A 24,507-nucleotide genomic window follows, 5' to 3' on the forward strand; every position below is an offset into this window, starting at 1 on the left:
GGCAGCCGCCCCCTTGCCATGACGTTTCCCTATTTCACCGTGGGCCGCTTGCTCGTTTGTTCGCTGCTCCTGGCCGGCTGCGGCCAGAAAGACGCCGACGACGGCGACGACAAAGCCCCGGCGGCCGCTAAAGCCGCCGACCCGCCGCTGGACCCCAACCAGGTGCAGCTGTCCGAAAACCAGGTGCGGGCCATCCACCTCCGGCTGGGCCGCTTCACCACCCAGGACGTCAGCAACGTAGTCAAGGCCACCGGCACGCTCAGTCTGCCGCCGCAGCGCCGGGCCAGCGTGAGCGCCTACCAGGGCGGCATCATCCGCGCCCTGCCCGTCACCGAGGGCCAGGCCGTGCGCCAGGGCCAGGTGCTGGCCGAGCTGGAAAACCCGGATTTCGTGCAGCTCCAGCAGGACTACCTCACCCAGCGCGACCAGTTCGTGTTCCTCGAAACCGACTATAACCGCCAGAAGGCCCTGCTGGCCGAGCAGGTGGGCGTGGCCAAGAACGTGCAGCAGACCGCCGCCAACTACAACGCCGCCCGCGCCACCCTGCGCAGCCTGGAAAGCCGGCTCACGACCCTGGGCATTGCCCTGGGGCCGCTGCGCGCCGGCCGCCTCGTGAGCCGCATCCCGGTCAGGTCGCCGCTCGCCGGGCGCCTGCGCTACCTGCCGGGGCTAGCCCTCGGGGCCTCGGTTTCGCCGGCTGGCCCGTTGTTCGAGGTGCTGGACACCCACCGGCTGTTCGTTGAGTTGCAGGTATTCGAGCAGGATTTCGGCAAGGTGCACGTGGGCCAGGCCGTGCACGTCACCTTTCCCAGCCTGCCCGGTCTGCCCGCTACCGAGGCCAAGGTATCCTACATCGACCCGGCCTTTAACGCCGCCACCAAAACCGTGAAGGTGCGCGCGCTCATCGAAGACAACCGCAACGAGCAGCTGCTGCCCGGCCTGTTCGTCAATGCCGTCATCGACGTGGACCCGGCCGCCGCGCCCGCCGCCGTGGCTACTGTACCCGACGCGGCCATCGTGCCCGAAGGCGAGGCCAGCTACCTCTATACGCTGGTCAAAACCCGCCGCGAGGACACCGGCAACGAGTACATCTACGAAAAGCACGAGGTGCGCACCGGCGCCGCCGCCAAGGGCTTCACCGCCGTTACGCCGGTCGATAAGCTGCCCGCCAACGCCCAAATCGTGGTCAACGGGGCCTTTTATCTCCAGGCCCAACAAAATAAGGGCAGTGGCGGAAAGGGCGACGGCGACGACGATTAAATCGAGTAAGGCGATGGGTAGGCCCCGGTCAACTCCCGTGCCGGTAAAAATCCCTTCCTGCTCCTCCCTTTCCGCTCACGCTCACTTCTTTTGTTCCGGCTCTCATGAATGAATCTACGCTGCTGCGACGCGGCATCGCCCTGGAATACGCCACCCTGGGCTGGAACGTGCTGGGGGTGGCGGTGCTCGCCTGGGCGGCTCCGGCGGCGCATTCCGTAGCCCTCGTGGGCTTCGGCCTGGATACGCTGCTGGAAATCGGGGCCTCCACCGTGGTGCTGTGGGAATTGCGCGGCACGGGGGGCAGCCGGCAGGCACCCGCGCTGCGGTGGCTTAGCGGGGCATTTCTGGCGCTGGGCCTGTACCTGGTGGCGCAAAGCGGCTGGAGCTGGGCCCATGCCGTCCGCCCGGCGCCTTCAACTTTGGGCGTGGGCTGGATAACCCTCACCTGCGTGCTCATGCTGGCCCTGGCCTGGGGCAAGCACCGCATCGGCCGGCAGCTGCGCAACCCCGTGCTGCAAACCGAGGGGCGCGTGACCTTGGTGGACGCAGCCCTGGCGGGGGCCGTGCTGCTGGGCCTGGGGCTGAACGCCTGGCGGGGCTGGTGGTGGGCCGATACGGTCGTGGGCCTGGGCCTGGCCGGCTACTGCTTCTGGGAAGCCCGCCACGCCTGGCACGAAGCCCGCGCCCTCACCGGCACTACCTGATCTACTTCCTTACTTCATTAGGCTTTTCTAGGCATGAGAAAATTCTTCCTTTACGTGGCCCTGGCCGTGGCCGCGACGCTGCCCGGCTTTTACCTGCGCCTGACCGGCACCCATGCGGCCCCGGTGCTGGAGGCCGCCATTTTCTTCGTCGCTATTCTGGGCGCGGGCTTCCTGCTCTCGTGGGGTGCCGAGGCGGCCGAGGAGCACGTCTCGCAGGGCCTGGTCATCGGCGTGCTGGCCCTGGTCACGGTGCTGCCCGAGTACGCCGTGGATTTATACTACACTTATTAGGCTGGCCTGCACCCAGCGTCCGCCTACGCCGGCATTTCGGCTGCCAACATGACCGGCGCCAACCGCCTGCTCATCGGCGCGGGCTGGCCGCTCATTGTGGGGCTCTACTGGTGGCACAGCGGCAAGCGGGCCGTGGCGTTGAATTGGGACAATGCGGCCGAAATCGCCTACCTGGCTCTTGCTAGCCTCTATTCTTTCGTCATCGTCTGGAAAGGCCGCATCGGCTTCGTTGATTTCGGGGTGCTGGTCGGCATCTTCGCTGCCTACCTCTGGCGCCTGAGCCAGCTGCCCAAAGCCGACCACGGCGAGGCCGACGAACCCGAGGATGACGACGACGAAGTCGGCCCCGCCGCCGTGCTGGCTACCCTGCCCGTGCGCCAGCAGTGGCTGATTATGGGGGTTTTGACCGCGGTGGCCGTGGCCGTCATCGTCATGGCCGCTGAGCCTTTTGCCGAAGCCCTGCTCGCTGCCGGCCGCGCCCTGGGCGTTAACCAGTTCCTGCTGGTGCAGTGGGTAGCGCCCTTCGCCAGCGAGGTACCCGAAGTGGTACTGGTGGTGCTGTTCGTGCTCAACAATCGCCCCACGGCCGCCCTCGGGGCCCTGGTCAGCGATAAAATCAATCAGTGGACCCTGCTCGTGGGCATGATTCCGGTAGTGTATGCCCTTGGGGCTGGCCACTTCACTTCGTTTCCCCTGGATGCCCGCCAGCACGAGGAGTTTTTTCTCACTGCTGCCCAGTCCCTGTTCGCCGTGGCCCTGCTCTTGCGCCTGCGGCTGAGCTTGGCCAGCGCCGCCATCCTGTTGGTCCTGTTCGGCGTCCAGTTTGTCCTGGCGTGGGTGTTTCAGCACGACGAGGCCCGCAGCGTGCGGCTGCTCACCGGTATGGGGTGGGGGTACATCGCCCTGGCTGCGGGGCTGTTCTGTTGGAACCGCGCCGGCCTAGTGCAGTACGTCCGGGTGGGCCTGCTGGCCCGGGCCGAGCCCCCGGCCGCCTCCGTCAACAGCTTGAATTCTTAGCCGCACCCTTTTCAACCTCGAAAACAACCTTTTCTTCATGTGCTTCTCTCGCCCTATCCTCCTGGCCCTTGCCCTTTCCGTCCAAGCGGTTGCTGCCCATGCCCAGGATGCTCCCGCACCGGCCTGCCATTACCCGCGCACCTCGCTCGGCCTCACGCTCGGGTGGGGTGCTCCCTACGGGTGGGGCCTAGACGTCAGCCACCTCCTCACCCACCGGCTGGACCTGAACGCCGGGGTAGGGGCTAGCATCACCGGCATCAAAATAGGCGTGGGCGCTACCTATTACCTCGCCCCTGAGCACCGGGTATCACCCTTTTTCGGGGCTAACCTGGTACACAGCGGTGGCCGGCAGGACGTACACGTAACGGAGGCGCACCGCGTTTTTGACCATACCTACACCAGCAGCGAGGAAGCCCACATCAATTTCCTTTCCACTAACCTGCTGCACCTGCGCAGCGGCTTGCGCTGGCAGCCCACGCCGCGCTTTGCCGTATTGGGCACCCTCGGCTACGGCTTCGTGCTCGGCGACGACCCCATCGAGTACCTAGCGGAGTCTTCCCGACAGTCGCTGCGCGACGCCGTGCATTTTCTCTCCCCTGGCGGCGTGGAAGTCTCGTTAGGCGTCGCGTTTGCGCTAAGTCATCGGGAATAGGCCGCAGCACCTATCTCAACAGCTAACGCTTATGTTCTCAACTCGTGCTCCATGCTGGCATTGCTCAAACCCCTACTCGTCTTCTTTCTGGCTGGCCTCTGTAAAATCGGCGGGGTGTACGCTTCCCAGTAAAGTGAGCCAGTTGGCAGTGGAGAAAAGCGTTTCTTGTCGGTGGGTGAAATGACTGGTTTCACTCAGCTCAACTAGGTAGCGGTAAGTAAATATTGTTCTCCCCTACCTGTCAGGAACGCTACCTATTTAACCAGAATCTAACTACTCCTAATTATAAAGGCTGCGCTGAAGACAATTCAGGATTGCCATTCAGAAATGATAGTTTGGGTACGATAAGCGTTAGTTATCGTACTTATCGCCCAGTTAAGTAAATTAGAGAACAAGTTATAATAACCTTTACCCATCGGCACTAAGTTAAAATTTGGTTGGCCCTCCTTTATCCGGCACATTCAGTGATTTCTTAGTGGACCAAATACGCACCGCCGGCTAAGGCAGCCCCGAGCAACACGACCAAGAGCATGCGGCGGCGGCGACGTCGCTGTTGGGAACGCCGCGAGCGGGGCTGAAGCATCAGGTGGGGCAGCATAGTCATTCCTTAAAATTAGTTAGTAGCTCGCTTACCGGTCAGCTTGGAACAAGTAGCTGATAGCTAGCTGAGCGAAACACTAACGCTGCTGTAGATAGTTAGCCGGCAAGTGTTGGTTGCAGAGCGCAACAAAAGCCCGCAAAGAACTAACTAGTATCCTTGTTAATATTTTGACAGTCAAGACATTAATATTATTTAAACATGTTTTTACAATCTGTTCACTCATGGCGGCTAACCTATCAAATAACCTAAATAAAGTCGGCGCTATACGCACCCGCCTTCCCGGCGTTTGCCTAGGGGAGAAAGCGACTTGCGCAGGTGACTACCTGCCCGTTTCCCGCCAGGCAAACCGGCGGACGCTGGAATGATTGCCTGGGTCCTGGCCAAACAGAGGAGTAATTCGCTGCGTTTAAAAAGGGGCTAATCCTACAGGTAGCCGGTTGCCGGTTAATAACGCGCTTGCCCCGAAGCAACGCCCCAGCACCCGCACGTCCAAGCAGGAAGGCGTCGCCAACTCGCCTCCTGGATTACGCGTTGGAGAGGGCCTGTTCGTTTTCTTCCGCATGTCCTTATTTCATCGCATTACCTGGTTGCGCGTGGCCCTGGCCTGGGGCGTGTTTACGCTTTTCATGATGGTGCTCGCGTACGGGCAGGCTCTGACGGGGGCCACGCCGCTGCACTGGCGCACCCTGCTGCTGGGCCCATTAATCTACGGGCTGATTGGCACGCTGCTTACCCCGGTCGTCTTCCGGCTGGCCACCCGCTTCAACCTGACGGCGGGCCGCGCACACTGGCTCCCCTACCTGCTGGTGCACGCTGGGGCCAGCGTGGGGCTCACCATCCTCTACCGCAGCCTGTACGTCGGCGCGCTTTACCTAAGCGGCGCGCCTGGGGTGCAAGCGTCGTGGGCGTTCATTCTGGCGTCAGTTAACGTCTGGATTCCCATTTACTGGATGGTCCTATTCGTGGCCTACGCCCTGGACTACCACGACAAATGGCAGGGGCGCAACCTAGACGCTGTGCGCCTGGAAATGCAGCTCGTGCAAGCCCAGCTGCTGGCCCTCAAGCAGCAGCTCAACCCCCACTTTCTCTTCAACACCCTCAACGCCATTGCCACCCTCATCGGCGACGAGCCCCACAAAGCGCAGCGCATGACGGCCAAGCTCGGCGAATTTCTGCGCATGGTGCTCGACCACACCGAGTCGCAGCAAGTGCCGCTTTCGCACGAGCTGCACTTCATCGGGCTCTATTTAGAAATGGAGCAGCTGCGGTTTTCCGACCGGCTCGCCGTCACGTACCAGGTGTCGGCGGCGGCCCTGCCCGCGTTGGTCCCGCACTTGCTGCTCCAGCCGCTGGTCGAAAACGCCGTGCGCCACGGCCTGAGTGCGGGCGGCCAAGGGCAGCTGCACATCCAGGCCGACCGGCGCGACGGGCAACTTATCCTGGAAGTAAGGGATTCGGGCCCCGGTCCTACGCCGGCCGGCCCGCGGGGCGTGGGCCTCACCAACACCGAGCAGCGGCTGCGGGCCCTCTACGGCGACCGCTACGTCCTGGCCCTGCGCCCGGCCCCCGGCCAGGGCACAACCGTCCACCTGGAACTGCCTTTTCTAACCTAAGCCCTCGCCCCCGCCCTTGGAACCCATCCGCACCCTGCTCGTCGATGATGAGCCCCTGGCCCGCCGCCGCATTGGGCAGCTGCTGGCCGAGCGGCCCGATTTCACCATCCAGGGCGAGTGCAGCAACGGCACGGAAGCCGTGGCGGCGCTCAGCGGGGATAGCAGCCTCGACCTAGTCTTCCTGGACGTGCAGATGCCGGACTTCAGCGGCGTGCAGGTGCTCCAGCGCGTGCAGCACGTGCCGCGCCTGCCGCTGGTGGTGTTCGTGACGGCCTACGACCGGTACACACTGCAAGCGTTTGAACACCACGCCGTCGACTACCTGCTCAAACCCCTGGACCCGGACCGGTTTGCCCGCTGCCTCGCCCACGTACGCCAGCGCCTCGAGCACCAGCAGGGGGGCGCGCTCCAACAGCCGCTTGCCGCGTTACTGGGCACCCTGCCGCCGGCGCCCGCTGCGACCACCTTTCCGGCCCAGCTGCTCATCAAGCAGCCGGGCCGCTACTACTTCGTGCCCACGGCCCAGGTCCAGTACCTGGAAGCGGCGGCCAACTACGTCACGGTGCATGCCCAGGGCACCGAGCACGTGCTGCGCACCACCCTGAGCCAGCTGGCGCAGCAGCTCGACCCGGCCCAGTTCCTGCGCATCCACCGCTCGCTTATCGTGAACATGCAGCAGGTCAAGGAACTGCACCCCTGGGCCCACGGCGAGTTCCTGATGACCCTGCACGATGGCACGCACCTAAGCTCCTCGCGCAGCTACAGCGAAAGCTTGCAACACTTTCTCCAGCAGTTCATTTCCTAAAGAAAGGTCGGCGGACCGCTCACCGGCCTGGGCAAGCAACTCGTCCCTGGTAGCGGCCAGCTCGTCCCTTCGCGCTGAGCAGCCCGGCTAGGGTGCGTATGCGTTACCCAGCTTCCTTTTCCAACTCTATGCCACACCTTCATTCATCCCCAACCCGCTCTTCGCTGGGCCGCCTGCCGCGCGTGTTCGTGCTCGCTGCCCTCGCGGCTACGGTGGGCACCCCGCTCGCCTCCTGTAAGAAAGACGGCGACTCGTCGCCCAGCCTCGTCCAGCCCACTACGGCCAAGCCCAGCTACGCGCCCAACGAGAATGACCAGATGTGGGCGGTCATTGAGCAGTTTATGGCCTTCAATGACCCGATGCTGCCCACCCTCTCGGCCCGCCAGGCCCGCATGACGCATAGCGTGACCGATGCCGTGAACACGCTGCTGGCCAAGAATAACCGCAGTGCGCCGGCGGCCGCCGTCACCGTCAGCCAAATGGTGTTGCCCAAAGCCTACACGGCGGCTTCAGCCCCTGATGGCGTGCCGGTGCGCGTGTACACGCCCACGGCCGCGGCCACCGGTGCCCGCCCGGCTATCGTGTATTACCACGGCGGCGGCTGGGTTATTGGCTCGCTCGACGTGTACGAGCCCTCGGCACAGACTCTGGCCGAGCGCACGGGGGCCATCGTGTTTTCGGTGGACTACCGGCTGGCGTCCGAAACCATGAACAAGTTTCCGGCGGCCCACGAAGACGCCTACGCCGCCTATAAGTACGTGCGCGACAATGCGGCGACCCTCGGCGTGAACCCCGCTAAAATTGCGGTGGCCGGCGAGAGCGCGGGCGGCAACATGGCCGCTGCCGTGTGCATCCTGGCCCGCGAGCGCGGCCTGACGCTGCCCGTGCACGAGCTGCTGGTGTACCCCGTGGCCGACAATAACCTGAACACGGCTTCTTACCAGCAGTACGCCAACGCGGTGCCGCTCAACAAAGCCAATATTCAGTATTTCACCGGGTTGTACTTTACCACGCCCGCCGATGGCGACAACCGTCTGATTTCGTTGGTCGACGTGGCTGACCTGAAAGGGTTACCCCCCACCACCATCATTGCCGCTGAAATTGACCCGCTGCAAACCGAGGGCATGTCGCTGCGCGACAAGCTGACGGCGGCGGGCGTCACCACTACCTACCAGTTGTACGCGGGTACCACGCACGAGTTCTTCGGCACCTATGCCGTGGTGCCGCCGGCCAACGACGCGCAGGATTTTGCCGCCACGCGGCTCAAAGCGGCTTTCCAATAGTCGCCGTTAGCAATCACTTGCTTTTCTCTTCTCTCCTATGCGCTACCTCAAAGTCGGTCAGGACGCCAACGGCGAAGACATTAAACTTCACTATACCGACCAAGGGCAGGGCGCGCCCGTGGTGCTGATTCACGGCTGGCCCCAGAGCCACGAGGCCTGGACCTACCAGTTGGGCGAATTGCCCAAGCACGGCCTGCGCGTAATTGCTTATACCCGGCGCGGCTTCGGCCACTCGTCCCAGCCCTTTGAAGGCTACGACTACGACACGCTGGCTGACGATTTGAAAGCCGTGCTCGACACGCTGAACCTGCAAAACGTCACGCTGGTCGGGTTTTCGATGGGTGGGGGCGAAGTGGCGCGCTACATGAGCCGCCACGGCGGGGCCCGCGTGGCGCGGGTGGCCTTCGTCTCCTCCGTGACGCCGTACCTGCTGAAGACGGACGATAACCCGGACGGGGTGGACCAATCTACTTTTGACGATATTCAGGCGAACCTCGCCAAGGACCGGTTTGACTTTCTGCAAACCTTCGGCAAGCAATTCTACGGCGAAGGCCTGCTCTCGAAGCCCGTCAGCCAGGCCGTGCTGGACTGGTCGTTTGGGCTGGCCGCGCTGGGCTCGCACCAGGCCACGGTAGCGTGCGGCCACGCGTTCGCGGAAACCGATTTCCGCCAGGACCTGGCAAGCATTACGGTCCCCGCACTCGTTGTGCATGGCGAGGCGGACAAGACAGTGCCTATCCAAAACAGCGCCGAGCGCATGCGCCAGCACCTGCAGCACACGACCTATATTACGTATGATGGGGCTCCTCACGGCCTCTTTATTACGGAGAAGGACAAGTTTAACCGCGACCTCATCGCTTTTGCCACCAAGCTCGAAGTGCGCGGCGAACCAGCCGCGTAGCCACCCATCCAGCAAGAGTTCCGACCCGGTGCCGGGTCGGAACTCTCTTTTGGGACGGCCCGCTTCTGAGACGTTGCGACCCGCAGTAGTGGCCAAGGTTGAGCCGACCGACATCAACCAGCTGCCCGACTAGGGAACTGTGCTTCTCCACCTCCTTCACCCCTACTCAATGTTCACTTTTCAATATTTCAGAGGGCCCGCATTGGTGGCGTCGGGCCTGGCCGTAGTGGCGGCCGTGGCCTGCAACAGCGGCGGCTCGACCGCCACCACCGAGGCGACCACCGCCCACGAGGCCGTGGGCGACACCACCCAAAGCGGCGCCACCAGCACCGCCCTGCACGCGGGCAGCATCGCGGCCGGCCGCGATGTGTACCGCTACGAGACCTTCGGCGACGAGGGCTTCTGGACCGACGCCGCCCGGATGCCCCAGGGCATGAAAACGGCTAAGCTCACGGTGCTGCAAGCCCTGCAAGCCGGCGTGAACTTCGATGCTGATGCCATTCCGGCCAGCCTGAAAACTACCCTGGCCAGCGAGGTCAAAACGGACCATTCGCCGGGTAAAGCGCCTCACCTCAACGACCCCGGTATCCTGGACCAGTTGGTGCAGGCCAACGCCGTGATTGGCATGGTACCCAAGGGCGGTAAAGTGGGCGTGACCTGCGCGCTGTGCCACGCCGTCACCGACAAGTCGGTGTATGAGCTTACGGGCAAAGGCACCATCGGCAAGCGCATCGACGGGCCTACTCCCCACTCACTCAACGTGGGCAAGCTACTGGCTACTTGTGGTAATACGCGGGCATTTTTTACCACCTCGCAATTGGTCGGGCCCGATGGCAGCACCATCGGCCGCGCTCCGAAAGGCCTGACGGCTAAGTCGACGGAAGCGGAGTTTGATGCCTACTTCAGCAACCCGAAATACTACCCGGTGGGCATGTTTGACGATTCGCCTGATGGCAACGGCAACCCGGTGCACATCACGCCTTTCTTCCGCCAGGATTTGGCTGCGCCCTACGGCTCGTCGGGTCAGAACAGCGACCTGAACGATTTCAACAACACGGTGTACACGGCCCTGTTTGACCAGAGCAACCTGCTGTCGCCCGGTGGAATGCAGTTTATCCACGGCCTCGGGGCCACGGCCGGCGACTCGATGCTGGCCGGCTACAAGCGGGTGCTGGCCGCCACCGGCGTCACGGGCTACCCCTACGTGACGGCTCATATGCAGGGCAAGGCCGGCGACCCGCCGACCCCCACCGGCAAGCGCGTTGACGAGCAAAAGCTGCGCGACCTGCAAGCCTACGTCAACAGCCTGCAAGCCCCCAAAGGCGTGGTCACCAGCCCGGCACTGGTCGCGCAAGGCCGTGCCCTCTTCGTTTCGGAGAAGTGCACGGACTGCCACAACACGAACCAGGGCATCGCGGTGCAAAGCAAGCTCGTGCCGATGAACGTTATCTGGCCGGGCTACGTGCCCAAGGTATTGGCCCAGCGCCAGCCCCCGCTCACGCCCATCCAGAATGCGCCCGGTACGTTTGACGATAAGATGATAGTAGTGGATGCCAGCCCTGGCGGCGGCATTCGCGGCAACGCCCTGCCGCTGCTGCTGGACCTGGCGCGCAAGCCCGTGTTCCTGCACGACGACTCGGTGCACAGCCTCGACGAGCTGCTCGACCCCAAGCGCGGTAAAACGTCGCCCCACCCTTTCTACGTCGTCACCTCCGCACAGCGCGGCGTGCTGGTGGCCTATCTGAAAAGCCTGGATACGGATAGCAAGTAACGTGCTTTACCGGTGATTACGGGCAGAAAATCATTGCCTGTCTTTACTCAAAATCAGCAGCGTGCTGACTAATTGTTCAGCGCGCTTTTTGTTAGCAGTAACGAAAGTTCCGGTTACAACGGAGCTGAAAATGATGCGGTGCGCCCGCAGGCTTCTACCTGCTGTCAGCTTCCCTTTTAGGACTTACGCATTTTAGGGTTATTTTAGGTCAGGGCTTACGCATCAAAATTGGCCGAGTGCTTATGCCAGGGCTTACGCATCAAAATTCAGCAAGTGATTTCGCGCTTTCCAGAGCTATTTTACTACCGTTTACTGTCGCCAGGTTTCCTAACCGAATGTGCCTCCAAGTGCAGGAAAAGCCGTGTAAGCTGTTTGATGCGTAAGCCCTGATTCCCTATGGTGCCCCTTTGGGGGCCTGACCATTGGCCTACTAAATAAAGAAGCGTACAGGACCTATTTCAAGCGTATTCGCGCCGGACTTAATCTGCGGGGGAAGATTCGCCGTACCTATATTTATAGCGGTGTAAACAACTCATTTTTTACGTCTTAAGCACTTGCTGCGCAGCTAGTCCACCCTTCAGTTTCTATTCCCCATTTTCTTTCCTCATGAAAAAACTGCTTACCCGTCCTGCCCTTCAAGTAGCGTTAGCTGCTGCCGCTATCGGCGGCCTGCTCACGTGGAGCGGACATACCAATTACTTGGAGGCCTCCTCGCACCGCGAGGCGCCGCTCATTGCCGATGACCCGCTGGCTGACAACACGGACGTGTATGCCTTCCGGGACCCCAACAATGCGGAGATGATTGACATCATCGCCGACTTTATTCCGTTTCAGCTGCCGCAGGGGGGGCCGAACTACTACCACTTCGGCGAGAATATTCGGTATGAGATTCACATCAAGAACGACGCCACCACGACGGGCGATGACATTACGTACCGCTTCACCTTCACGCGTACCAACGAGGACCCTACCACCCACTTCAATATTCGGCTGGGTAGAGAAAACCTGAAGACGACCTACAAGCTGGAGCAGAGCCTGCGGGGGGCCGCCTTTACCACGGTGGTAGCCGCGGGCACGGTACCGGCCTACAACGTCGGGCCGCGCGCCATCAGCGGGCCGGCGGGCTTGGGCGCCCCTAGCTATGACGCCTTGATTACCAGTGCCATTACCACCGCTGGCGGCGGCAAAGTATTCTGCGGCCCCGTGGATGACCCGTTCTTCGTGGATATTGGCGCCATTGAGGACCTGGGCGGCGTGCGGCCTACTAACGCTCGCGACGGGTTGGCGCGGAAGAACGTCAATACCATTGCCCTGCAAATTCCGATTTCCGCCTTGCAGAAAACAGGTAAAACGGGGGCCATGGCCGCTAATATCCTGGACCCAGACTATGTCATTGGGGTGTGGGCGTCAGCTAGCCGCCCCTCGCTAAAGACCTTGGTAGAACCCACTGCTACTGGCACTACCACTGGCGCGCAGACTTTTTCGGGCAACTACGTGCAGGTATCGCGCCTGGGCATGCCGCTTGACAATGAGGTGGTGAACCCAGTAGGCAACAAAGACGAGTTCAACGCCCGCACGCCCTACACGGAAAATGCGGCGTTTCAGGCCAACTTCGTGAACCCCGAGCTAGCGCTGTACATGGCCGATAATACGCCCGTGAATGGGGCGGCGCCCAAGCCAGCCGGTCAAACGTACTATGGCGAAGCAGTGCCCGGCTTTGGCAAGCTGCGCATTCAATCGAAGTCGCTGGCCGGCCGGGCGGGCCTGCCCGCCAATGGCTTTGACTTCCGCAACGGGGCCGATGGCCTCTCGGTGCTCACCACCGCTCAGCGGGCGGGAACGGTATTTGCCGACCCCACGTATGGCCCCATCCTGCTGCAAGCTGGCAAGCCGCGTTCGGTGGACATCCTGCCCATCTTCCTGACTGGGGTACCAAATGCCATTCCGTTCCAACTGGCTACCGGCAAGGGCGGCAATCCGCTGGCCGCTGGTAAGCCCTTTATCAACAACTTTTTGCCCGTAATCGGGGATATGCTGCGCCTGAATATGGCCGTGCCAACTACGCCGCGTAATTCGCCCGACTTCAGCTCGGAGGGACTATTGGCCGCCGCTAAGCTCGGCCTGACAGATGCGCGCTACAATACCAGCGCGGCGCTCCAGTTCATTCCCAACATGGATGGCTTTCCGAATGGTCGCCGCCTCGAAGATGACGCCCCCCGCATTGAGTTGCAAACGGTGAGCGGTGTGGTGCTGGCCTCCCTGGGTTTGTGGTATGACGACTTCAATGCCACCGCTACCGACCCGGTTACGCTGCAGCTCAGCAACGTGCTGACCTTCACGACCGGCATCGAAAAGAACGACACGACGCTTAAAGCTGCTTTCCCCTACGTGCAAGCTCCCTGGAGCGGCACGAAAGCACAACTCATTGCGCTAGCGCAGTTAGCTCCCAGCCAAACGCTGGGACTAGCGCCTACCCTCACGATGGCCACCGCATATCCTAACCCCTCGACGGGCCTCACCACCCTGCATTTAGAGTTGGCACAGGCCACTACCCTCACCGTGCAGATTCGCGATGTGCTAGGCCGTCAAGTAGCCACCATTGCGGCAAAAAGTTACCCGGCTGGCGTAACCGATATTAAATGGCAGCCCAACGCGTCAATAGTACCGGGCCAATATATTGCCTCGCTTTACTCTGGCAAGACCTTGGTTCAGTCGCTGCACATCGAGCGCCAATAAGCTAGCTTCCTTACCAAGCTACTTGTGGGTTTGGTGAAGCATCCAGTAGGAAAGAGTCCCCGCATAGCCTTTTTGGCCATGCGGGGGCTCTTTCCTACTGGATGGCTATCACCTACGTGCCCAAACAGGGCGGGGGCTGGCTGTACCTGGCCACCTGGCTCGACCGCTACTCCCGCAAAGTGGTGGGCTGGGACGTGCGCGAATCCATGCCCGAAGACTTAGTGAGCGAGGCAAGGCGCCGGGCCCTGGCCATACGTCAGCCTCCAGCTGGCCTACTTGTCCACTCCAACAAAGGCAGTCAGTATTCAGCCACCAACTTTTAGGACTTAGTAGCACGCCACCAAGCCGTACAAAGCAGGAGCCGCCGCGGTAACTGCTACGATAATGCCCACGCCGAATCGTTTTGGAGTCGACTCAAGACAGAACTGCTCGATGGCGGCAGCTTCTGCAACCTGAATGAGGCGCGCCTGGAAATCAGCCACTAATCGACCCTGGTTCAGCTTGTATAGCATTTCACGCGGGGCGAACTTTGGGGGATGAAGCCTTCCCTTTCCTTGCATCTGAGCCGGAAACCTTCGCTGCTGGACACGGAGCACGGCCGCCAGCGCCTGGTAACGGCCGCGCTGAATATCGCCCAGGGCACGTCGTTAATGCCTAAAATGTACGAACGCTTGCTGCTCGACCAGTTTGTGCGGGGCGTCTTGACGTTGGAGGAAGTAATTGCCCGCCTGGACGCTCGCGAGCACGAGTAAGGGGCCGAATACGGCGGGCTATCGGGTAAAAGTGTCCCTGCCAAAGGTTGCCACGTAGCGGGCTAAGGGAAGTCGATAAAGAAAGTGTACCTCGCCACGGGCTGGGGCCCCTACCTCCACCCGGACGAGGTGGACCTCACCCAGCATACTTTAACGCAGGCCATCGCGCAGCGCCTGCCCTACGTACTCAAGCACCGGATGCGCCGCCACGACGGGCAGTACCGCTGGCTGCTGGCCCAGGGCGCCCCGAGCTACCTGCAGGGCGGGAAGCTGTTTGGCTACGTGGGCGCCGCCATCGATATCACCGAGCTGAAGCAAGTCAATGAGCAGCTGCGGCGCACCAACGTGGACCTGGACACGTTCGTCTACATGGCCTCCCACGACCTGAAAGCCCCGATTACCAACATCGAGGGCATCCTACTAGCCCTGCGCGACACCCTGCCCCCGCTGGTGCAGCAAGACGAGGTAGTGGCGCGCCTGCTGGCGCTGCTCGACGACACGGTGGCTCGCTTTCAGCTCACGATTGCCCAGCTCACCGATATTTCCCGGCTCCAGCTGGCGCACACCGGGCCCACCCAGGCGGCTCCATCCAGGTACGGAGTCAGCCCAACGTGGGCACCACCTTCACCGTTACGTTCCCCGTCTAAGCGCCCCCCAACTCTATGCCACCTCTAGCCAGTGTGCTGCTGGTCGATGACGACCCCACTACTAACTACCTCAACAAGCTGCTGCTGACCCGCATGGACGTGGCCCAGCAGGTGCTCGTGGCCGAGAACGGCGAGCAGGCCCTGCGCACGCTCGACCAGACCTGCAGCGCCCCGCCGACGGCGGCGTGTCCCCGGCTCATCCTGCTCGACCTGAATATGCCCGTGCTCAACGGGCTGGCCTTTCTGGAAACCTACGTGCAGCTGCCATTGGCTCAGCAGCACACTGCAAGCTAAGGGCCACTGCCCACACTTGAGCGCCCCGACTGAAACCCTGGCCGCGATGCAGTCCTTCCTCACGTGAAGTACCTGACTAGCTCGACCAAGAGGCATTGGCAGCCATTTTTACTACGCATGGACTTTCCTCCCTCCGACCTCACGCCGGCTGAGCAGCTCGCCGCGACGGTACTCGCGTATTACCGCTTGGCTGATGCCGAGCCGATTACCATGCCCGAGCTACTAGCCTGGTACGAAGCCCTGCCCCCCGCTGACCAGGCGGAACTGTCGCTCTTGAGCCCCCGCAACTGGCTGACGCTACCCGGCTTTCGGCGGCACGTATTGGAGCGCCGGGGCTACTCGATGGGCGCTTACCTGGCGGCGCGCCTCTCGCCCGCCGAGCTGGCACACTGGGCCGCCGAGCAGGATGGACCAGGCGAAATCAGCCGGGAAGAGACATGAATAAGCAAAAAGCTAACCGGTTGCCTTCTAAATTAGCTTTTCAATCAAAGCTATACTATCCTTCAAAAAGGGATGAGCAAGCCGCCTTGGGCAAACCAGTAATGCCAGGCAGCTGGGTCTAGGTGCGTGGCCATGAAGTGGTGCAGCGAATACCCGTGCCGTTCCAGCACGAAGCGCCCAAAAGTTACCGGCGCTGGCATTGTTAGCAACTGGTACGCCGCTTGCTGGCTTTGCCACGTGGTTTGGTCGGCTACGGTCAGGAGGCAGCTCGCACCCTGCTGGTAGTAAGCCAGTTCGGCGGTTACAACCTGTTCGGCGACAGTGAGAGAAGATGATTTATTCATTTGCCTGAAGTAGCATCTATAAGAAGTGCATTTAACTGGTTTATCGGGATGCTCCGTGCGGTGGGGATTCCCGCCTTGTTGCCTGACACGGGGTATGCCCACCGTTGTTTTGCCCCGAGCAGCAGTGTCTCGGCTAGCATTCAGGTAGATAGAAGGAAGGCCATCTTAAATAGGAGTGGAGAAGGCACCAATGAATTCTGCCACTAAAGCACCTGACTCGTCGCCATCGATTAGCCTGATTTTCTTGTTCAATCGCCAGAGAATAAAGCTATTAATGAGCTAAACGACAGGTTCTGTCAGCTACAGCCGGAGGTAGCGAAACGGCGGGTCGGTTTCCCCTACTTCTGGCTGGCTCAACGGCTAGGCTAATCGTTCTATTCTACCGGGCTAGGTGACCGCTTGCGTTAGCGTGCGAATAATGCGGCGGGAACGAGACTTGATGGTGCCCAGCGGCAGGGCCAGCATTTGCGAAGTTTCCACCTGCGTATACCCTTGGAAATAAAGCAAGTCTACGAGCTGCTGGTCGGCCGGACTCAGCCGCCCGGCCCACTCGCGAACGCCGATATGCTCGGGGTAAAAGAGAGTAGGTGCTCGCAGGCCGGCCGCCAATTCCTCGGAAAGCGCGTGTGTCAGCGGGGCCGTTTGCCGTTGCTTACGCAGGCTATCGATAGCCAGGTTATGACCAATGCTTAAGGCCCACGTGTACAGGCGGCCCTTGTTGACATCGTACGTGGGGAAGGCCAGCCAAAACTTGAGCATGCATTCTTGCAGGATATCTTCGGCTTGCTCCGCCTGGCGCACCACCCTAAAAATTCGGTAGTACAAGGCCGGTTTATATTGCTGGTAAAAATGCGTCATGGCCAGCTCGTCCCGCGCGTACAGGCGCTGGATAAGGAGGTGCTCTTCTTCTTGTTTAGGTAATCTCATTCGTTGGCCCGGTGACGGGCGGGTGGAGTTTGGGGAGTGGCTGGCTCTACTGGTCGGCTGGTTGGGGTGCGCACCCGACGCTGGCCACGGCGACGATGGCACTCGGGTGGCCTTGCGCAGGACGTAAGGGGTAATAGCTAAATTGGACTGCGGCAGTCGTGGGTGCGCTCGGCCCAGGCAGTTGGTGGAGTTGGTGGCCGGCAAGGGGCGCGCCCGTGCGGGCCACCTCAGCAAGCAGCTCGGGCAAGCCCTGGCCTTGCAGCTCGGGTAGCACCGCAAACAGCGGCTGGTGCAGCACCTGCGCCAGGGTGCGCCCCCAGAGCGCCCGCAGGCCGGGGGTACACACCTCAATTACGTAGTCGGTGCCTACCAGCAGCCCGATGGCCCCCGGCACCTGTTCCAGCGACTGGGTCAACAGGGTGGTCTGGGCTTCGGCGTGGGCCTGGGCGGCGTGGGCAGCCTGGGTCAATTCCCGGACGTAGTCGGCCAGGCCGGCATTGGTGGCTGCTAGCTCGGCCGCGACGTAGTCCACCTGCTGGCGGGCGAGCACCTGCTCGGTTACGTCCTGGCTCGTTACCAAAATGCCCGTCAGGCGGCCCCGGCCTTCGTAGAAAGGCTGAAAGGACACGTTGAAATAGCCCAGCCCCGTCGGCCCCGGGAGTTCCTGGGCCACTGTCAGGGGGGCCTCCTGCCACGTTACTGCCTGGTGGGTTTGCCACACGGTGGCGTAGGCGGCCTCGTAGCCCTGGCCGCGCAAGTGAGGGAGGGCCTCGAAGAAGGGCTGGCCCCGCACCTGGTCTACCGAGCAGCCCCAGGCCGCGGCGGCGGGTAGGCTCATTACTTCGAGCACGTGCGCCGGCCCCCGCACCAAGTACATGGCTACCGGCAATTGCCCCAGCAGTTGCCTTAAATGCTGGTAACCAGCCGATTTCGCTGCTTCCAGCGCCAGCGCACCTGGCTGGGTTGGCCCGGCAGCGGGGGGTAGGGCATACGGCAGGTAAGCGGAAAAAGGGAACGTTGAATAAGTCGATTTCATAGGGTATGGCAGAACAGATTGGCAAATTACCCGGCGGGGCTACGCTACCTGGCGGGGCAGGCGCTGGGTGCGCGTGCGTAGCAAGGCGATGACTTCGCCCTCGCTGCGCGGGGGGGTCGCCAGCTCCACGAAGTGGCTGGCCAGCAAGTCGTAGCGCCGGCCCATGAGGTAGCAGAAAATGTGCAGGAAGTGGATGCCCTCGAACACGATGGCCTCGTGCCGGGCATACTCGGCCAGGTGTTGGCGGAAGTGGGCGGGGTGGTCGGTCCAGTGCAGCGCCGGCTGGAGGTGGTGGCTGGTGTGGTAGCCGTCGTTCCAGCAGCGGTGGTTGTAGCGGGTGTTGAGGCAGGTCACGCTGTTGGTGTAGCAGTTGCCGGGGTCTTCGGGCGCGATAAAGGCGTGCTGCGCCCAGTTGCCGAGCATCATCACCACCCGCGAAAGCACCAGCGGCACCACCAGCATCACCAGCGTGGCCGGCAGGTTGAGCCAGCCCAGCAGCAGCCCGGCCGCCAGGTAGGCCAGCTCGCCGCGCAGCAGGCGGCGGCGCAGCGTCGTCTTGCGGCGGCGCGTGAAGTAGCCCACCAGGCGCGCCACGCCCAGCACCAGAAAGTCGGCCAGGTAGCAGACAAACCCGACCCACGAGTCGCGCTGGTAGAACATGGTCGAGCTGGTATCATCCGCCAGGTTATTCTCCGGGTGGTGCATGCCCAGGTGGTGGGTGAAATAGGATTCGGGGGTTTGCCCGAACAGCGGCCCGATTACCCACGGCAGGTAGTGGTTCAGCCAACCGTATTTTTTTCGGAACAGCACCCGGTGGCTGGTGCAGTGCAGCATCAGCCCGAAGGGCCCTTTGAAGCGCAGATTGCTTAGCCCCAGGTAGAGGCCGGCCACCCCCCACCACGCTACCCCCCGCAGGGCCGGCACGAAGAGCAGGCCCGCCAGCGGCAGCAGCGCCGTTAGCTGCAGCAGCAGGTACGCAAAGGGCATATCGCGCTCGTCCTGCACGAAGCGAGCCAGCCAGCGGTGCAGCCGGGATGGGGCGGCGGCCTTGGTGTAGACCGGGTCAGTGAGGATGGCCAGCGCTCTCATGGGCTACTCGGTCAAAAAGAAGCTGGCCGCGAGGCCCAGCTGCTGCAGGCAGCGACGCAGCAGCGGGTCCACGTTGCACAGCCAGACGCTGGCTCCACGCTGGCGCAACAGCAGCAGCTGCGAGAGGAAGTGGCAGACGCCCAGCCCCCGTCGGCAGGGCTGCATGCCGCAATTGATGAGGAGCTGGGGCTGGGGCTGGCGCCGCATGCGGTCCAGCAGCGCGGCATCTACGGCGGCCAGGTTCACGAGCAGGAGGGCGGTAGCGGCGGGCTCGGCCAGCGGCGTGGCAGGAGGGGAACGCATAAAAACGGGGGTAGGGAGTAAGGCAATAAGACCGCTGAGCCCGGTGCAGTCACCGCGTTGGGCGGCCCAGCAAACCTGGCAGCTGCCGAAGGCTGGCATCCCACCAGCCACTACGGAAGGCTACAAAGGAACAGCCCGGCCAAGCCGGGTACCTCCGCTTGATTACGGTTTTTGGCGGGGTAAATACGTGGTTTACACTACGTATTTATACCATAACTGCTCCTGTTAATTACCGGAAATGCTGCCGGCAGCCCAGTCCGGTTTGCTTCTGGTAGCCCCTGCCGGCAGCCGGTACCAGCTGATTGGCAGGCCCCCATGTAGGTGGGTAGCGGGAAAACTATTCCCTGATTTTTTAGGGCAAAACCACGTATAATCCGCAGCCCTATTCGGGTATCGAACGCAGTGCGTTGCGCTTTTCGCGGCCGGACCTTTACTGAAGCGTATCCCGGCGCTCTTCAGTAACTGCTAGCAGATGGCCTACGATACACGCTTTGGCCCCAGTGCCCAAACCCCGGAGCAGCGGGCACGGGTAATTGGGCAGATGCAGGACGCCCTGCCCAGTTTGAAAAGGCATACCACCGCGCTGGCCCGGCAGCTGTACGCCGGCTACGTGGCCGGCGAGCTGAGCTGGCTGGAGGTGCACGCCACCCTGCACGCAACCACCCAGGCTTAGCTGGCCGGGCCACCGGCTCGCCTCGCTGCGTGGGGTAGTTTTCTGCTCTTTAGCAGGAGGCCAGGCCTAAACCTTTTTTGGATAAGCAAATAGCTACTCCGTGTTGCCGACCTTTGGGGATGCGCCAAACTCCTTCCCCCCACGATGCGCCAACGGGGCTACCCGCTGCCCCCCTAGCTGCCGGCGCTGCCGCTGGTACTGGCACCGATACCGAAGCCCTGCTCCAGGGCCTGCCGTGGGGCGTGGTGGTGCTCGATGCCCAGGGCACGGTGCTGCGCGTGAACCAGCAGGCCGCCCAGTGGTGGGGCACCCCGGCCGATGCGCTGCAGGGGCAGCGGCTGGGGCCGGCCACCACCGGCACGCTGCCCCCCGACCTGCAGCGGGCCCTGCAGCTGGTGCCGAGCGAGCTGCCGCCGCCGCCGGGCGCCTTTTTCCTGCCCCAGCGGCAGCAGTGGATTGGCATGGCCAGCTCCCGCGAGGCCGATACCTGGGTGGTGTACTGGCAGGACATCACGGCGCAGAAGCAGGAAGAGCTGCGGACCCAGGCCCGGCAGGCCGCCACCGACGCGCTGCTGCGGCGCACCGAGGTGGTGGCCCGCACCGGCAGCTACGAGCTGGAGCTGGCCACCGGGCAGTTTCATTTTTCGGACGGCCTGTTCCGGCTGTTTGGGGAGCAGCCCGGCGCGTTCGTGCCCGACCTGCCGGGTATTGAGGCCCGCGCGCACCCCGACGATGTGGCGGCCGTGGCGCAGGTGGTGGCGCAGGCCGTGGCCGACCACCAGCCCTACTACTACCAGCGCCGCATTTACCGCCCCGACGGCCAGCTGCGCACCCTGGAGGCCCACGGCCGGGTCGAGTGCGACGCGCAGGGCCAGCCCGTGCGGCTGCTAGGCCTGATGCAGGACGTGACCGAGCGCGAGCAGGCGGCCCAGGAGCTGCTGCGCCTGAAAGACGAGCTGGCCCAGCGCGCCACCGACGACTACGCCACGCTCTACAACTCCATGGACGAGGGCTTCTGCGTCCTGGAAGTCTTCTTCGACGCGGCGCAGTGCCCCACCGATTACCGCTTCCTCGACGTTAATCCGGTGTTTGAACAGCTAACCGGCCTGCACGACGCCTTGGGCAAAACCATGCGCGAGCTGGCCCCCGCCCACGAGCAGCACTGGTTCGAAACCTACGGCCGGGTGGCCCAGACCGGCGAGCCGACGCGCTTCGAAGCGGAAGGCAAGGCGCTGGGGCGCTGGTTCAACGTGAATGCCTTTCCCATCGGGGCCCTCGAAAACCGGCACGTGGGCGTGCTCTTCACCGACAGCACGGCCCGCAAGCGCACGGAGGAAGCCCTGCGCGAATCGGAAGACCAGCTGCGGCAGGCCGTGGAGCTGGCCCACCTGGGCATCTGCCACTGGGACTACCAGCAGGACACCATGCGGGGCAACAACGAGCGGTTTCGTATGTTGGGCCTCGACCCCGCGCAGGGCACGCTGACCCTGGCGCAGGCCGTGGCCCTGACCCACCCCGACGACCGGGCGACGTGGGCGGGCATTCGCCAGCAGGTGGAGGCCCACGGCGAGTTTCGGGCCACTTACCGCATCGTGCGCTCCAGCGACGGGGCCGTGCGCTGGCTCTCCGAAGTGGGCCGCGTGGTGGAGTGGCAGCAGGAAAAGCCGGTGCGCGTGAGCAGCGTACTGCTCGACCTGACGGCCGACCACGAAGCCGCCGAAGCCCTGCGCCAATCGGAGGAACAGTTCCGCCTGCTCGTGACGGTCACTTCCGACACCGTGTACCGGATGAGTGCCGACTGGACGCACATGGAGCAGCTCATCGGCAAGAATTTCCTGGCCGACACGCCGTGTCCCACCCACACCTGGGTGGAGGAATACCTGCCGGTGGAAGACCTACCCCCCGTGCGGGCCGCCATCGCCGAGGCCATCCGCCACAAAAGCCCGTTTGAGCTGGAGCACCGCGTGCGGCGGGCCGACGGCACGGTGGGCTGGACGTATTCGCGGGCCATTCCGGTGCTCGGGGCGGGGGGCGAGCTCACGGGCTGGCTGGGCGCGGCCAGCGACGTGAGCGTCCGCAAGCAGGCCGAGGCCCAGCTGCTGGAGTTCAACGCCCGGCTGGAGCAGCAGGTGGCCGAGCGCACCCAGGAGCTGCACGAAAGCCGCCACCTGCTGCAAACCGTGTTCGACGCCTCGCCCACCGCCCTTGTCGTCATGCGCATCCTGCGCGACGTGACGGACCAGGCCGAGGATTTTGAAATCTTGATTTTCAACGCGTTCAACAAGCAAGTGGTGGGCCGCGACGACCTGGCGGGGCAACGCTTCACGGCCATGTTTCCGCAAACGGTACCCGCCGGCGTCCTGGCCCGGCTGCTGCAAGTCGCCACCACCGGGGAGCCGGCCGATTTCGAGGGGTGGTACGAGGGCGAAGGCATGCAGCACTGGTTTCGCCACATTGCCGTGCGGCAAGACGGCTTGCTGGTGCTGACGTCCGAGGTCATCACGGCCCGCAAGCTGCTGGAGCAGGGCCAGACCCAGGGCCTGGCCCTGCTCCAGCAGTCGGAGGAGGTGGCCGGCATGGGCAGCTGGGACTACGAGCTGGGCACCCAAAAGCTCACCTGGTCCGACGGCCTCTACCACCTGCTGGACCGGCCGGTGGGCAGCCCGGTCCGGCCCCAGCTTTTTCTCGACGCCGTGCTCGACGACGACCGGCCCCTGGCCGCGCGCCTGCTGCGCACCCTGATGGCCGGCACCGACCGCTTCGACGAGGCGCTGCGCCTGCGCGTGGGGGCGGCCGTAAAAACCGTGCGCTTCAAAGCCGTGCCGCTGCCCCCCACGCCGGGGCCGCCGGTGCGGGTGCTGGGCGTGTGCCTCGACGTGAGTGACACGCAGCGCCTGGAAGCCGAAAACCTGGCCCTGAAGCTGGACCGCCACAAGGAGCTGCTGCTGGCCATCCTGCAAGCCCAGGAAGACGAGCGCCAGCGCCTGGGCGAAGTGCTGCACAACAGCTTGGGGCAGGTGCTCTACGCCACCAAGCTGCACCTCGACCAGCTCGACACGCCCGCGCTGCGCGCGCTGCCGGCCCTGGCTGCCCTGCACGAGCAAACCGACCGCCTGCTGGCCGAAGCCATGCGCCAGACCCGCACCCTGGCCCACGAGCTGGTGCCCACCTCGCTCGCCAAATTTGGCCTGGCCGTGGCCGTGCGCGACGTGTGCCGCGATTTATCGGTGCCGCCGCTACGGGTCGAGTGCCAAATCTGGGGCGAGGAGCACGCGCTGCCGCAGCCCGTGCAGGTCACCCTCTTTCGCCTGGCCCAGGAGCTGGCCCACAACATTGTGCGGCACGCCGGGGCCACCGAGGCCCTGCTGGAGCTCGAAACCCTGCCCGGCTGGGTGAGCCTGCGGGCCGAGGACAACGGCCACGGGTTCGACCCGCAGACCGCAGCCGAGGGCCTGGGCCTGCGCACCCTGCGCAACGCGGTGGCCCTGCTGGGCGGCACCGTGGCCATCGACTCCTCGCCCGAATTTGGTACGCACGTTCGCCTGCGCATTCCCCTACCCCTATTTTCTTAGCCATGATTCGCATTTTTATCGTTGACGACCACGTCCTTATCCGCGACGGCCTGCGCACGCTGCTCGCCGCCGACCCGCTCTTTGAGGTGGTGGGCGAGGCCAGCAACGGGCAGGAGCTGCTCGACCAGCTGCCCACCGTGGCCGCCGACGTGGTACTGCTCGACCTCAATATGCCCGTGCTCGACGGGCTGGCCACTACCCACCGCCTCCACGCCGAGCACCCGCACCTGCGCATCCTGCTGCTCTCCATGATGACCCACGAGCACACCATCGGGGAGGCGCTGGCGGCGGGCGCCCACGGCTACGTGCTCAAAAACGCGGGCAAGTACGAAGTGGTGGCCGCCCTGCAGGGCGTGGCGGCGGGCAAGCGGTTTTTGTGCTCAGAAATCGGGCTGGGCCTGCTGGACAGAATGCTGCTGCTGGACGCCGCCCGCCCCGAGGCGGCCCCCGGTGTCCCGCTCACGCACCGGGAGCGGGAAATCCTGCAGCTGGTGGCCACCGGGCTCACCAATCAGCAGATTGCCGACCAGCTCTTCACCAGCAAGCGCACCGTGGAATCGCACCGTCAGAACCTGCTGGAAAAAACGGGTGCCAGCAACACGGCGGCCCTGGTGAAGTACGCCATGGAGTACGGCTTGCTCCATTCTTAACGGCCCCGCGCCGGCCGGCGCAGTGCCCATCTCAAATGGTTGACTTGGCGTGACTTAGCCACGCGGCACTTTGGCGACTAGGCGGGTCAAAGGGGCCGTATAAATACGGAGATGCAAACGGGTATCCGCCCCGGCAAATGGGGTA

The 24,507-nt window shown here is 63.3% G+C and carries 24 protein-coding genes and 1 pseudogene; 20 read left to right on the top strand and 5 right to left on the bottom strand.

Annotation, left to right across the window (positions count from 1 at the left end; genetic code table 11):
* Positions 1 to 18: 18 nt before the first annotated feature.
* The 17 genes and pseudogenes from ACYVGC_RS17620 (at position 19) to ACYVGC_RS17700 (ending at position 15,768) form a co-directional block, all read left to right on the top strand.
* Complete coding sequence (locus tag ACYVGC_RS17620; RefSeq protein WP_460585161.1) at positions 19 to 1,260, top strand: efflux RND transporter periplasmic adaptor subunit; 1,242 nt, start codon at positions 19 to 21, stop codon at positions 1,258 to 1,260.
* 104 nt (positions 1,261 to 1,364) lie between these two features.
* On the top strand, positions 1,365 to 1,964 hold the full coding sequence (locus ACYVGC_RS17625) for a cation diffusion facilitator family transporter (RefSeq protein WP_460585162.1): 600 nt from the start codon (positions 1,365 to 1,367) through the stop codon (positions 1,962 to 1,964).
* Positions 1,965 to 1,997: 33 nt separating this feature from the next.
* The gene (locus ACYVGC_RS17630) at positions 1,998 to 2,255 is read left to right on the top strand and encodes a hypothetical protein (RefSeq protein WP_460585163.1); all 258 of its coding nucleotides are present in this window, start codon (positions 1,998 to 2,000) and stop codon (positions 2,253 to 2,255) included.
* Positions 2,256 to 2,303: 48 nt separating this feature from the next.
* Positions 2,304 to 3,272, top strand: coding sequence for a sodium:proton exchanger (locus ACYVGC_RS17635; protein WP_460585164.1), 969 nt, complete (start codon positions 2,304 to 2,306; stop codon positions 3,270 to 3,272).
* A 37-nt stretch (positions 3,273 to 3,309) separates the two neighbouring features.
* Positions 3,310 to 3,924, top strand: coding sequence for a hypothetical protein (locus ACYVGC_RS17640; protein WP_460585165.1), 615 nt, complete (start codon positions 3,310 to 3,312; stop codon positions 3,922 to 3,924).
* A gap of 1,161 nt (positions 3,925 to 5,085) precedes the next feature.
* Entirely contained in the window at positions 5,086 to 6,138 is a 1,053-nt protein-coding gene (locus ACYVGC_RS17645) for a sensor histidine kinase (protein ID WP_460585166.1), read from the top strand.
* Positions 6,139 to 6,154: 16 nt separating this feature from the next.
* On the top strand, positions 6,155 to 6,943 hold the full coding sequence (locus ACYVGC_RS17650; protein WP_460585167.1) for a LytR/AlgR family response regulator transcription factor: 789 nt from the start codon (positions 6,155 to 6,157) through the stop codon (positions 6,941 to 6,943).
* Between the two features lie 128 nt (positions 6,944 to 7,071).
* Positions 7,072 to 8,226, top strand: a complete 1,155-nt coding sequence (locus ACYVGC_RS17655) for an alpha/beta hydrolase (RefSeq protein ID WP_460585168.1) — start codon at positions 7,072 to 7,074, stop codon at positions 8,224 to 8,226.
* A 37-nt stretch (positions 8,227 to 8,263) separates the two neighbouring features.
* Positions 8,264 to 9,127, top strand: coding sequence for an alpha/beta fold hydrolase (locus ACYVGC_RS17660; RefSeq protein WP_460585169.1), 864 nt, complete (start codon positions 8,264 to 8,266; stop codon positions 9,125 to 9,127).
* A gap of 169 nt (positions 9,128 to 9,296) precedes the next feature.
* Entirely contained in the window at positions 9,297 to 10,898 is a 1,602-nt protein-coding gene (locus tag ACYVGC_RS17665) for a hypothetical protein (RefSeq protein ID WP_460585170.1), read from the top strand.
* A 606-nt stretch (positions 10,899 to 11,504) separates the two neighbouring features.
* Positions 11,505 to 13,634, top strand: coding sequence for a DUF4331 family protein (locus ACYVGC_RS17670; protein ID WP_460585171.1), 2,130 nt, complete (start codon positions 11,505 to 11,507; stop codon positions 13,632 to 13,634).
* Positions 13,635 to 13,735: 101 nt separating this feature from the next.
* Positions 13,736 to 13,957: a DDE-type integrase/transposase/recombinase gene (locus ACYVGC_RS17675; protein ID WP_460585172.1), complete on the top strand. Its 222-nt coding sequence runs from the start codon at positions 13,736 to 13,738 to the stop codon at positions 13,955 to 13,957.
* A 39-nt stretch (positions 13,958 to 13,996) separates the two neighbouring features.
* Positions 13,997 to 14,119 (top strand): annotated as a pseudogene (locus ACYVGC_RS17680) (integrase core domain-containing protein); the annotation flags it as partial.
* Positions 14,120 to 14,170: 51 nt separating this feature from the next.
* Positions 14,171 to 14,386, top strand: a complete 216-nt coding sequence (locus ACYVGC_RS17685) for a hypothetical protein (RefSeq protein WP_460585173.1) — start codon at positions 14,171 to 14,173, stop codon at positions 14,384 to 14,386.
* A gap of 84 nt (positions 14,387 to 14,470) precedes the next feature.
* Positions 14,471 to 15,061, top strand: a complete 591-nt coding sequence (locus ACYVGC_RS17690) for a PAS domain-containing protein (protein ID WP_460585174.1) — start codon at positions 14,471 to 14,473, stop codon at positions 15,059 to 15,061.
* Positions 15,049 to 15,327 carry a response regulator gene (locus ACYVGC_RS17695; protein ID WP_460585175.1) on the top strand — a complete coding sequence of 93 codons (279 nt, stop codon included), beginning with the start codon at positions 15,049 to 15,051 and terminating at the stop codon, positions 15,325 to 15,327. The genes ACYVGC_RS17690 and ACYVGC_RS17695 overlap by 13 nt, the downstream gene beginning before the upstream one ends.
* 117 nt (positions 15,328 to 15,444) lie before the next feature.
* The gene (locus ACYVGC_RS17700) at positions 15,445 to 15,768 is read left to right on the top strand and encodes a hypothetical protein (protein ID WP_460585176.1); all 324 of its coding nucleotides are present in this window, start codon (positions 15,445 to 15,447) and stop codon (positions 15,766 to 15,768) included.
* A 62-nt stretch (positions 15,769 to 15,830) separates the two neighbouring features.
* Here the strand turns inward: ACYVGC_RS17700 and ACYVGC_RS17705 are convergent, their stop codons facing one another.
* From ACYVGC_RS17705 to ACYVGC_RS17725, 5 genes are all read right to left on the bottom strand, one after another.
* Complete coding sequence (locus tag ACYVGC_RS17705) at positions 15,831 to 16,112, bottom strand: hypothetical protein (protein WP_460585177.1); 282 nt, start codon at positions 16,110 to 16,112, stop codon at positions 15,831 to 15,833.
* Between the two features lie 387 nt (positions 16,113 to 16,499).
* Positions 16,500 to 17,039, bottom strand: a complete 540-nt coding sequence (locus ACYVGC_RS17710) for an RNA polymerase sigma factor (RefSeq protein WP_460585178.1) — start codon at positions 17,037 to 17,039, stop codon at positions 16,500 to 16,502.
* Positions 17,040 to 17,085: 46 nt separating this feature from the next.
* Positions 17,086 to 18,075: a PAS domain-containing protein gene (locus tag ACYVGC_RS17715; RefSeq protein ID WP_460585179.1), complete on the bottom strand. Its 990-nt coding sequence runs from the start codon at positions 18,073 to 18,075 to the stop codon at positions 17,086 to 17,088.
* Positions 18,076 to 18,114: 39 nt separating this feature from the next.
* Positions 18,115 to 19,164, bottom strand: a complete 1,050-nt coding sequence (locus ACYVGC_RS17720) for a fatty acid desaturase (protein WP_460585180.1) — start codon at positions 19,162 to 19,164, stop codon at positions 18,115 to 18,117.
* 3 nt (positions 19,165 to 19,167) lie between these two features.
* Entirely contained in the window at positions 19,168 to 19,467 is a 300-nt protein-coding gene (locus ACYVGC_RS17725) for a hypothetical protein (protein WP_460585181.1), read from the bottom strand.
* Between the two features lie 472 nt (positions 19,468 to 19,939).
* Here ACYVGC_RS17725 and ACYVGC_RS17730 point away from each other — a divergent pair, with 472 nt between their 5' ends.
* From ACYVGC_RS17730 to ACYVGC_RS17740, 3 genes are all read left to right on the top strand, one after another.
* Entirely contained in the window at positions 19,940 to 20,140 is a 201-nt protein-coding gene (locus ACYVGC_RS17730; protein ID WP_460585182.1) for a hypothetical protein, read from the top strand.
* Positions 20,141 to 20,259: 119 nt separating this feature from the next.
* Positions 20,260 to 23,712, top strand: a complete 3,453-nt coding sequence (locus ACYVGC_RS17735; protein ID WP_460585183.1) for a PAS domain-containing sensor histidine kinase — start codon at positions 20,260 to 20,262, stop codon at positions 23,710 to 23,712.
* Positions 23,713 to 23,714: 2 nt separating this feature from the next.
* The gene (locus ACYVGC_RS17740; protein WP_460585184.1) at positions 23,715 to 24,362 is read left to right on the top strand and encodes a response regulator transcription factor; all 648 of its coding nucleotides are present in this window, start codon (positions 23,715 to 23,717) and stop codon (positions 24,360 to 24,362) included.
* Positions 24,363 to 24,507: the final 145 nt, after the last annotated feature.

Source organism: Hymenobacter arcticus (genome assembly GCF_054779975.1).

Excerpts from the sequence above, each read along its gene's own strand:
- ACYVGC_RS17620 (WP_460585161.1), top strand. The coding sequence starts at position 19 with ATGACGTTTCCCTATTTCACCGTGGGCCGCTTGCTCGTTTGTTCGCTG.
- ACYVGC_RS17625 (WP_460585162.1), top strand. The coding sequence starts at position 1,365 with ATGAATGAATCTACGCTGCTGCGACGCGGCATCGCCCTGGAATACGCC.
- ACYVGC_RS17630 (WP_460585163.1), top strand. The coding sequence starts at position 1,998 with ATGAGAAAATTCTTCCTTTACGTGGCCCTGGCCGTGGCCGCGACGCTG.
- ACYVGC_RS17635 (WP_460585164.1), top strand. The coding sequence starts at position 2,304 with ATGACCGGCGCCAACCGCCTGCTCATCGGCGCGGGCTGGCCGCTCATT.
- ACYVGC_RS17640 (WP_460585165.1), top strand. The coding sequence starts at position 3,310 with ATGTGCTTCTCTCGCCCTATCCTCCTGGCCCTTGCCCTTTCCGTCCAA.
- ACYVGC_RS17645 (WP_460585166.1), top strand. The coding sequence starts at position 5,086 with ATGTCCTTATTTCATCGCATTACCTGGTTGCGCGTGGCCCTGGCCTGG.
- ACYVGC_RS17655 (WP_460585168.1), top strand. The coding sequence starts at position 7,072 with ATGCCACACCTTCATTCATCCCCAACCCGCTCTTCGCTGGGCCGCCTG.
- ACYVGC_RS17660 (WP_460585169.1), top strand. The coding sequence starts at position 8,264 with ATGCGCTACCTCAAAGTCGGTCAGGACGCCAACGGCGAAGACATTAAA.
- ACYVGC_RS17665 (WP_460585170.1), top strand. The coding sequence starts at position 9,297 with ATGTTCACTTTTCAATATTTCAGAGGGCCCGCATTGGTGGCGTCGGGC.
- ACYVGC_RS17670 (WP_460585171.1), top strand. The coding sequence starts at position 11,505 with ATGAAAAAACTGCTTACCCGTCCTGCCCTTCAAGTAGCGTTAGCTGCT.
- ACYVGC_RS17675 (WP_460585172.1), top strand. The coding sequence starts at position 13,736 with ATGGCTATCACCTACGTGCCCAAACAGGGCGGGGGCTGGCTGTACCTG.
- ACYVGC_RS17685 (WP_460585173.1), top strand. The coding sequence starts at position 14,171 with ATGAAGCCTTCCCTTTCCTTGCATCTGAGCCGGAAACCTTCGCTGCTG.
- ACYVGC_RS17695 (WP_460585175.1), top strand. The coding sequence starts at position 15,049 with ATGCCACCTCTAGCCAGTGTGCTGCTGGTCGATGACGACCCCACTACT.
- ACYVGC_RS17700 (WP_460585176.1), top strand. The coding sequence starts at position 15,445 with ATGGACTTTCCTCCCTCCGACCTCACGCCGGCTGAGCAGCTCGCCGCG.
- ACYVGC_RS17705 (WP_460585177.1), bottom strand. The coding sequence starts at position 16,112 with ATGAATAAATCATCTTCTCTCACTGTCGCCGAACAGGTTGTAACCGCC.
- ACYVGC_RS17710 (WP_460585178.1), bottom strand. The coding sequence starts at position 17,039 with ATGAGATTACCTAAACAAGAAGAAGAGCACCTCCTTATCCAGCGCCTG.
- ACYVGC_RS17715 (WP_460585179.1), bottom strand. The coding sequence starts at position 18,075 with ATGAAATCGACTTATTCAACGTTCCCTTTTTCCGCTTACCTGCCGTAT.
- ACYVGC_RS17720 (WP_460585180.1), bottom strand. The coding sequence starts at position 19,164 with ATGAGAGCGCTGGCCATCCTCACTGACCCGGTCTACACCAAGGCCGCC.
- ACYVGC_RS17725 (WP_460585181.1), bottom strand. The coding sequence starts at position 19,467 with ATGCGTTCCCCTCCTGCCACGCCGCTGGCCGAGCCCGCCGCTACCGCC.
- ACYVGC_RS17730 (WP_460585182.1), top strand. The coding sequence starts at position 19,940 with ATGGCCTACGATACACGCTTTGGCCCCAGTGCCCAAACCCCGGAGCAG.
- ACYVGC_RS17735 (WP_460585183.1), top strand. The coding sequence starts at position 20,260 with ATGCGCCAAACTCCTTCCCCCCACGATGCGCCAACGGGGCTACCCGCT.
- ACYVGC_RS17740 (WP_460585184.1), top strand. The coding sequence starts at position 23,715 with ATGATTCGCATTTTTATCGTTGACGACCACGTCCTTATCCGCGACGGC.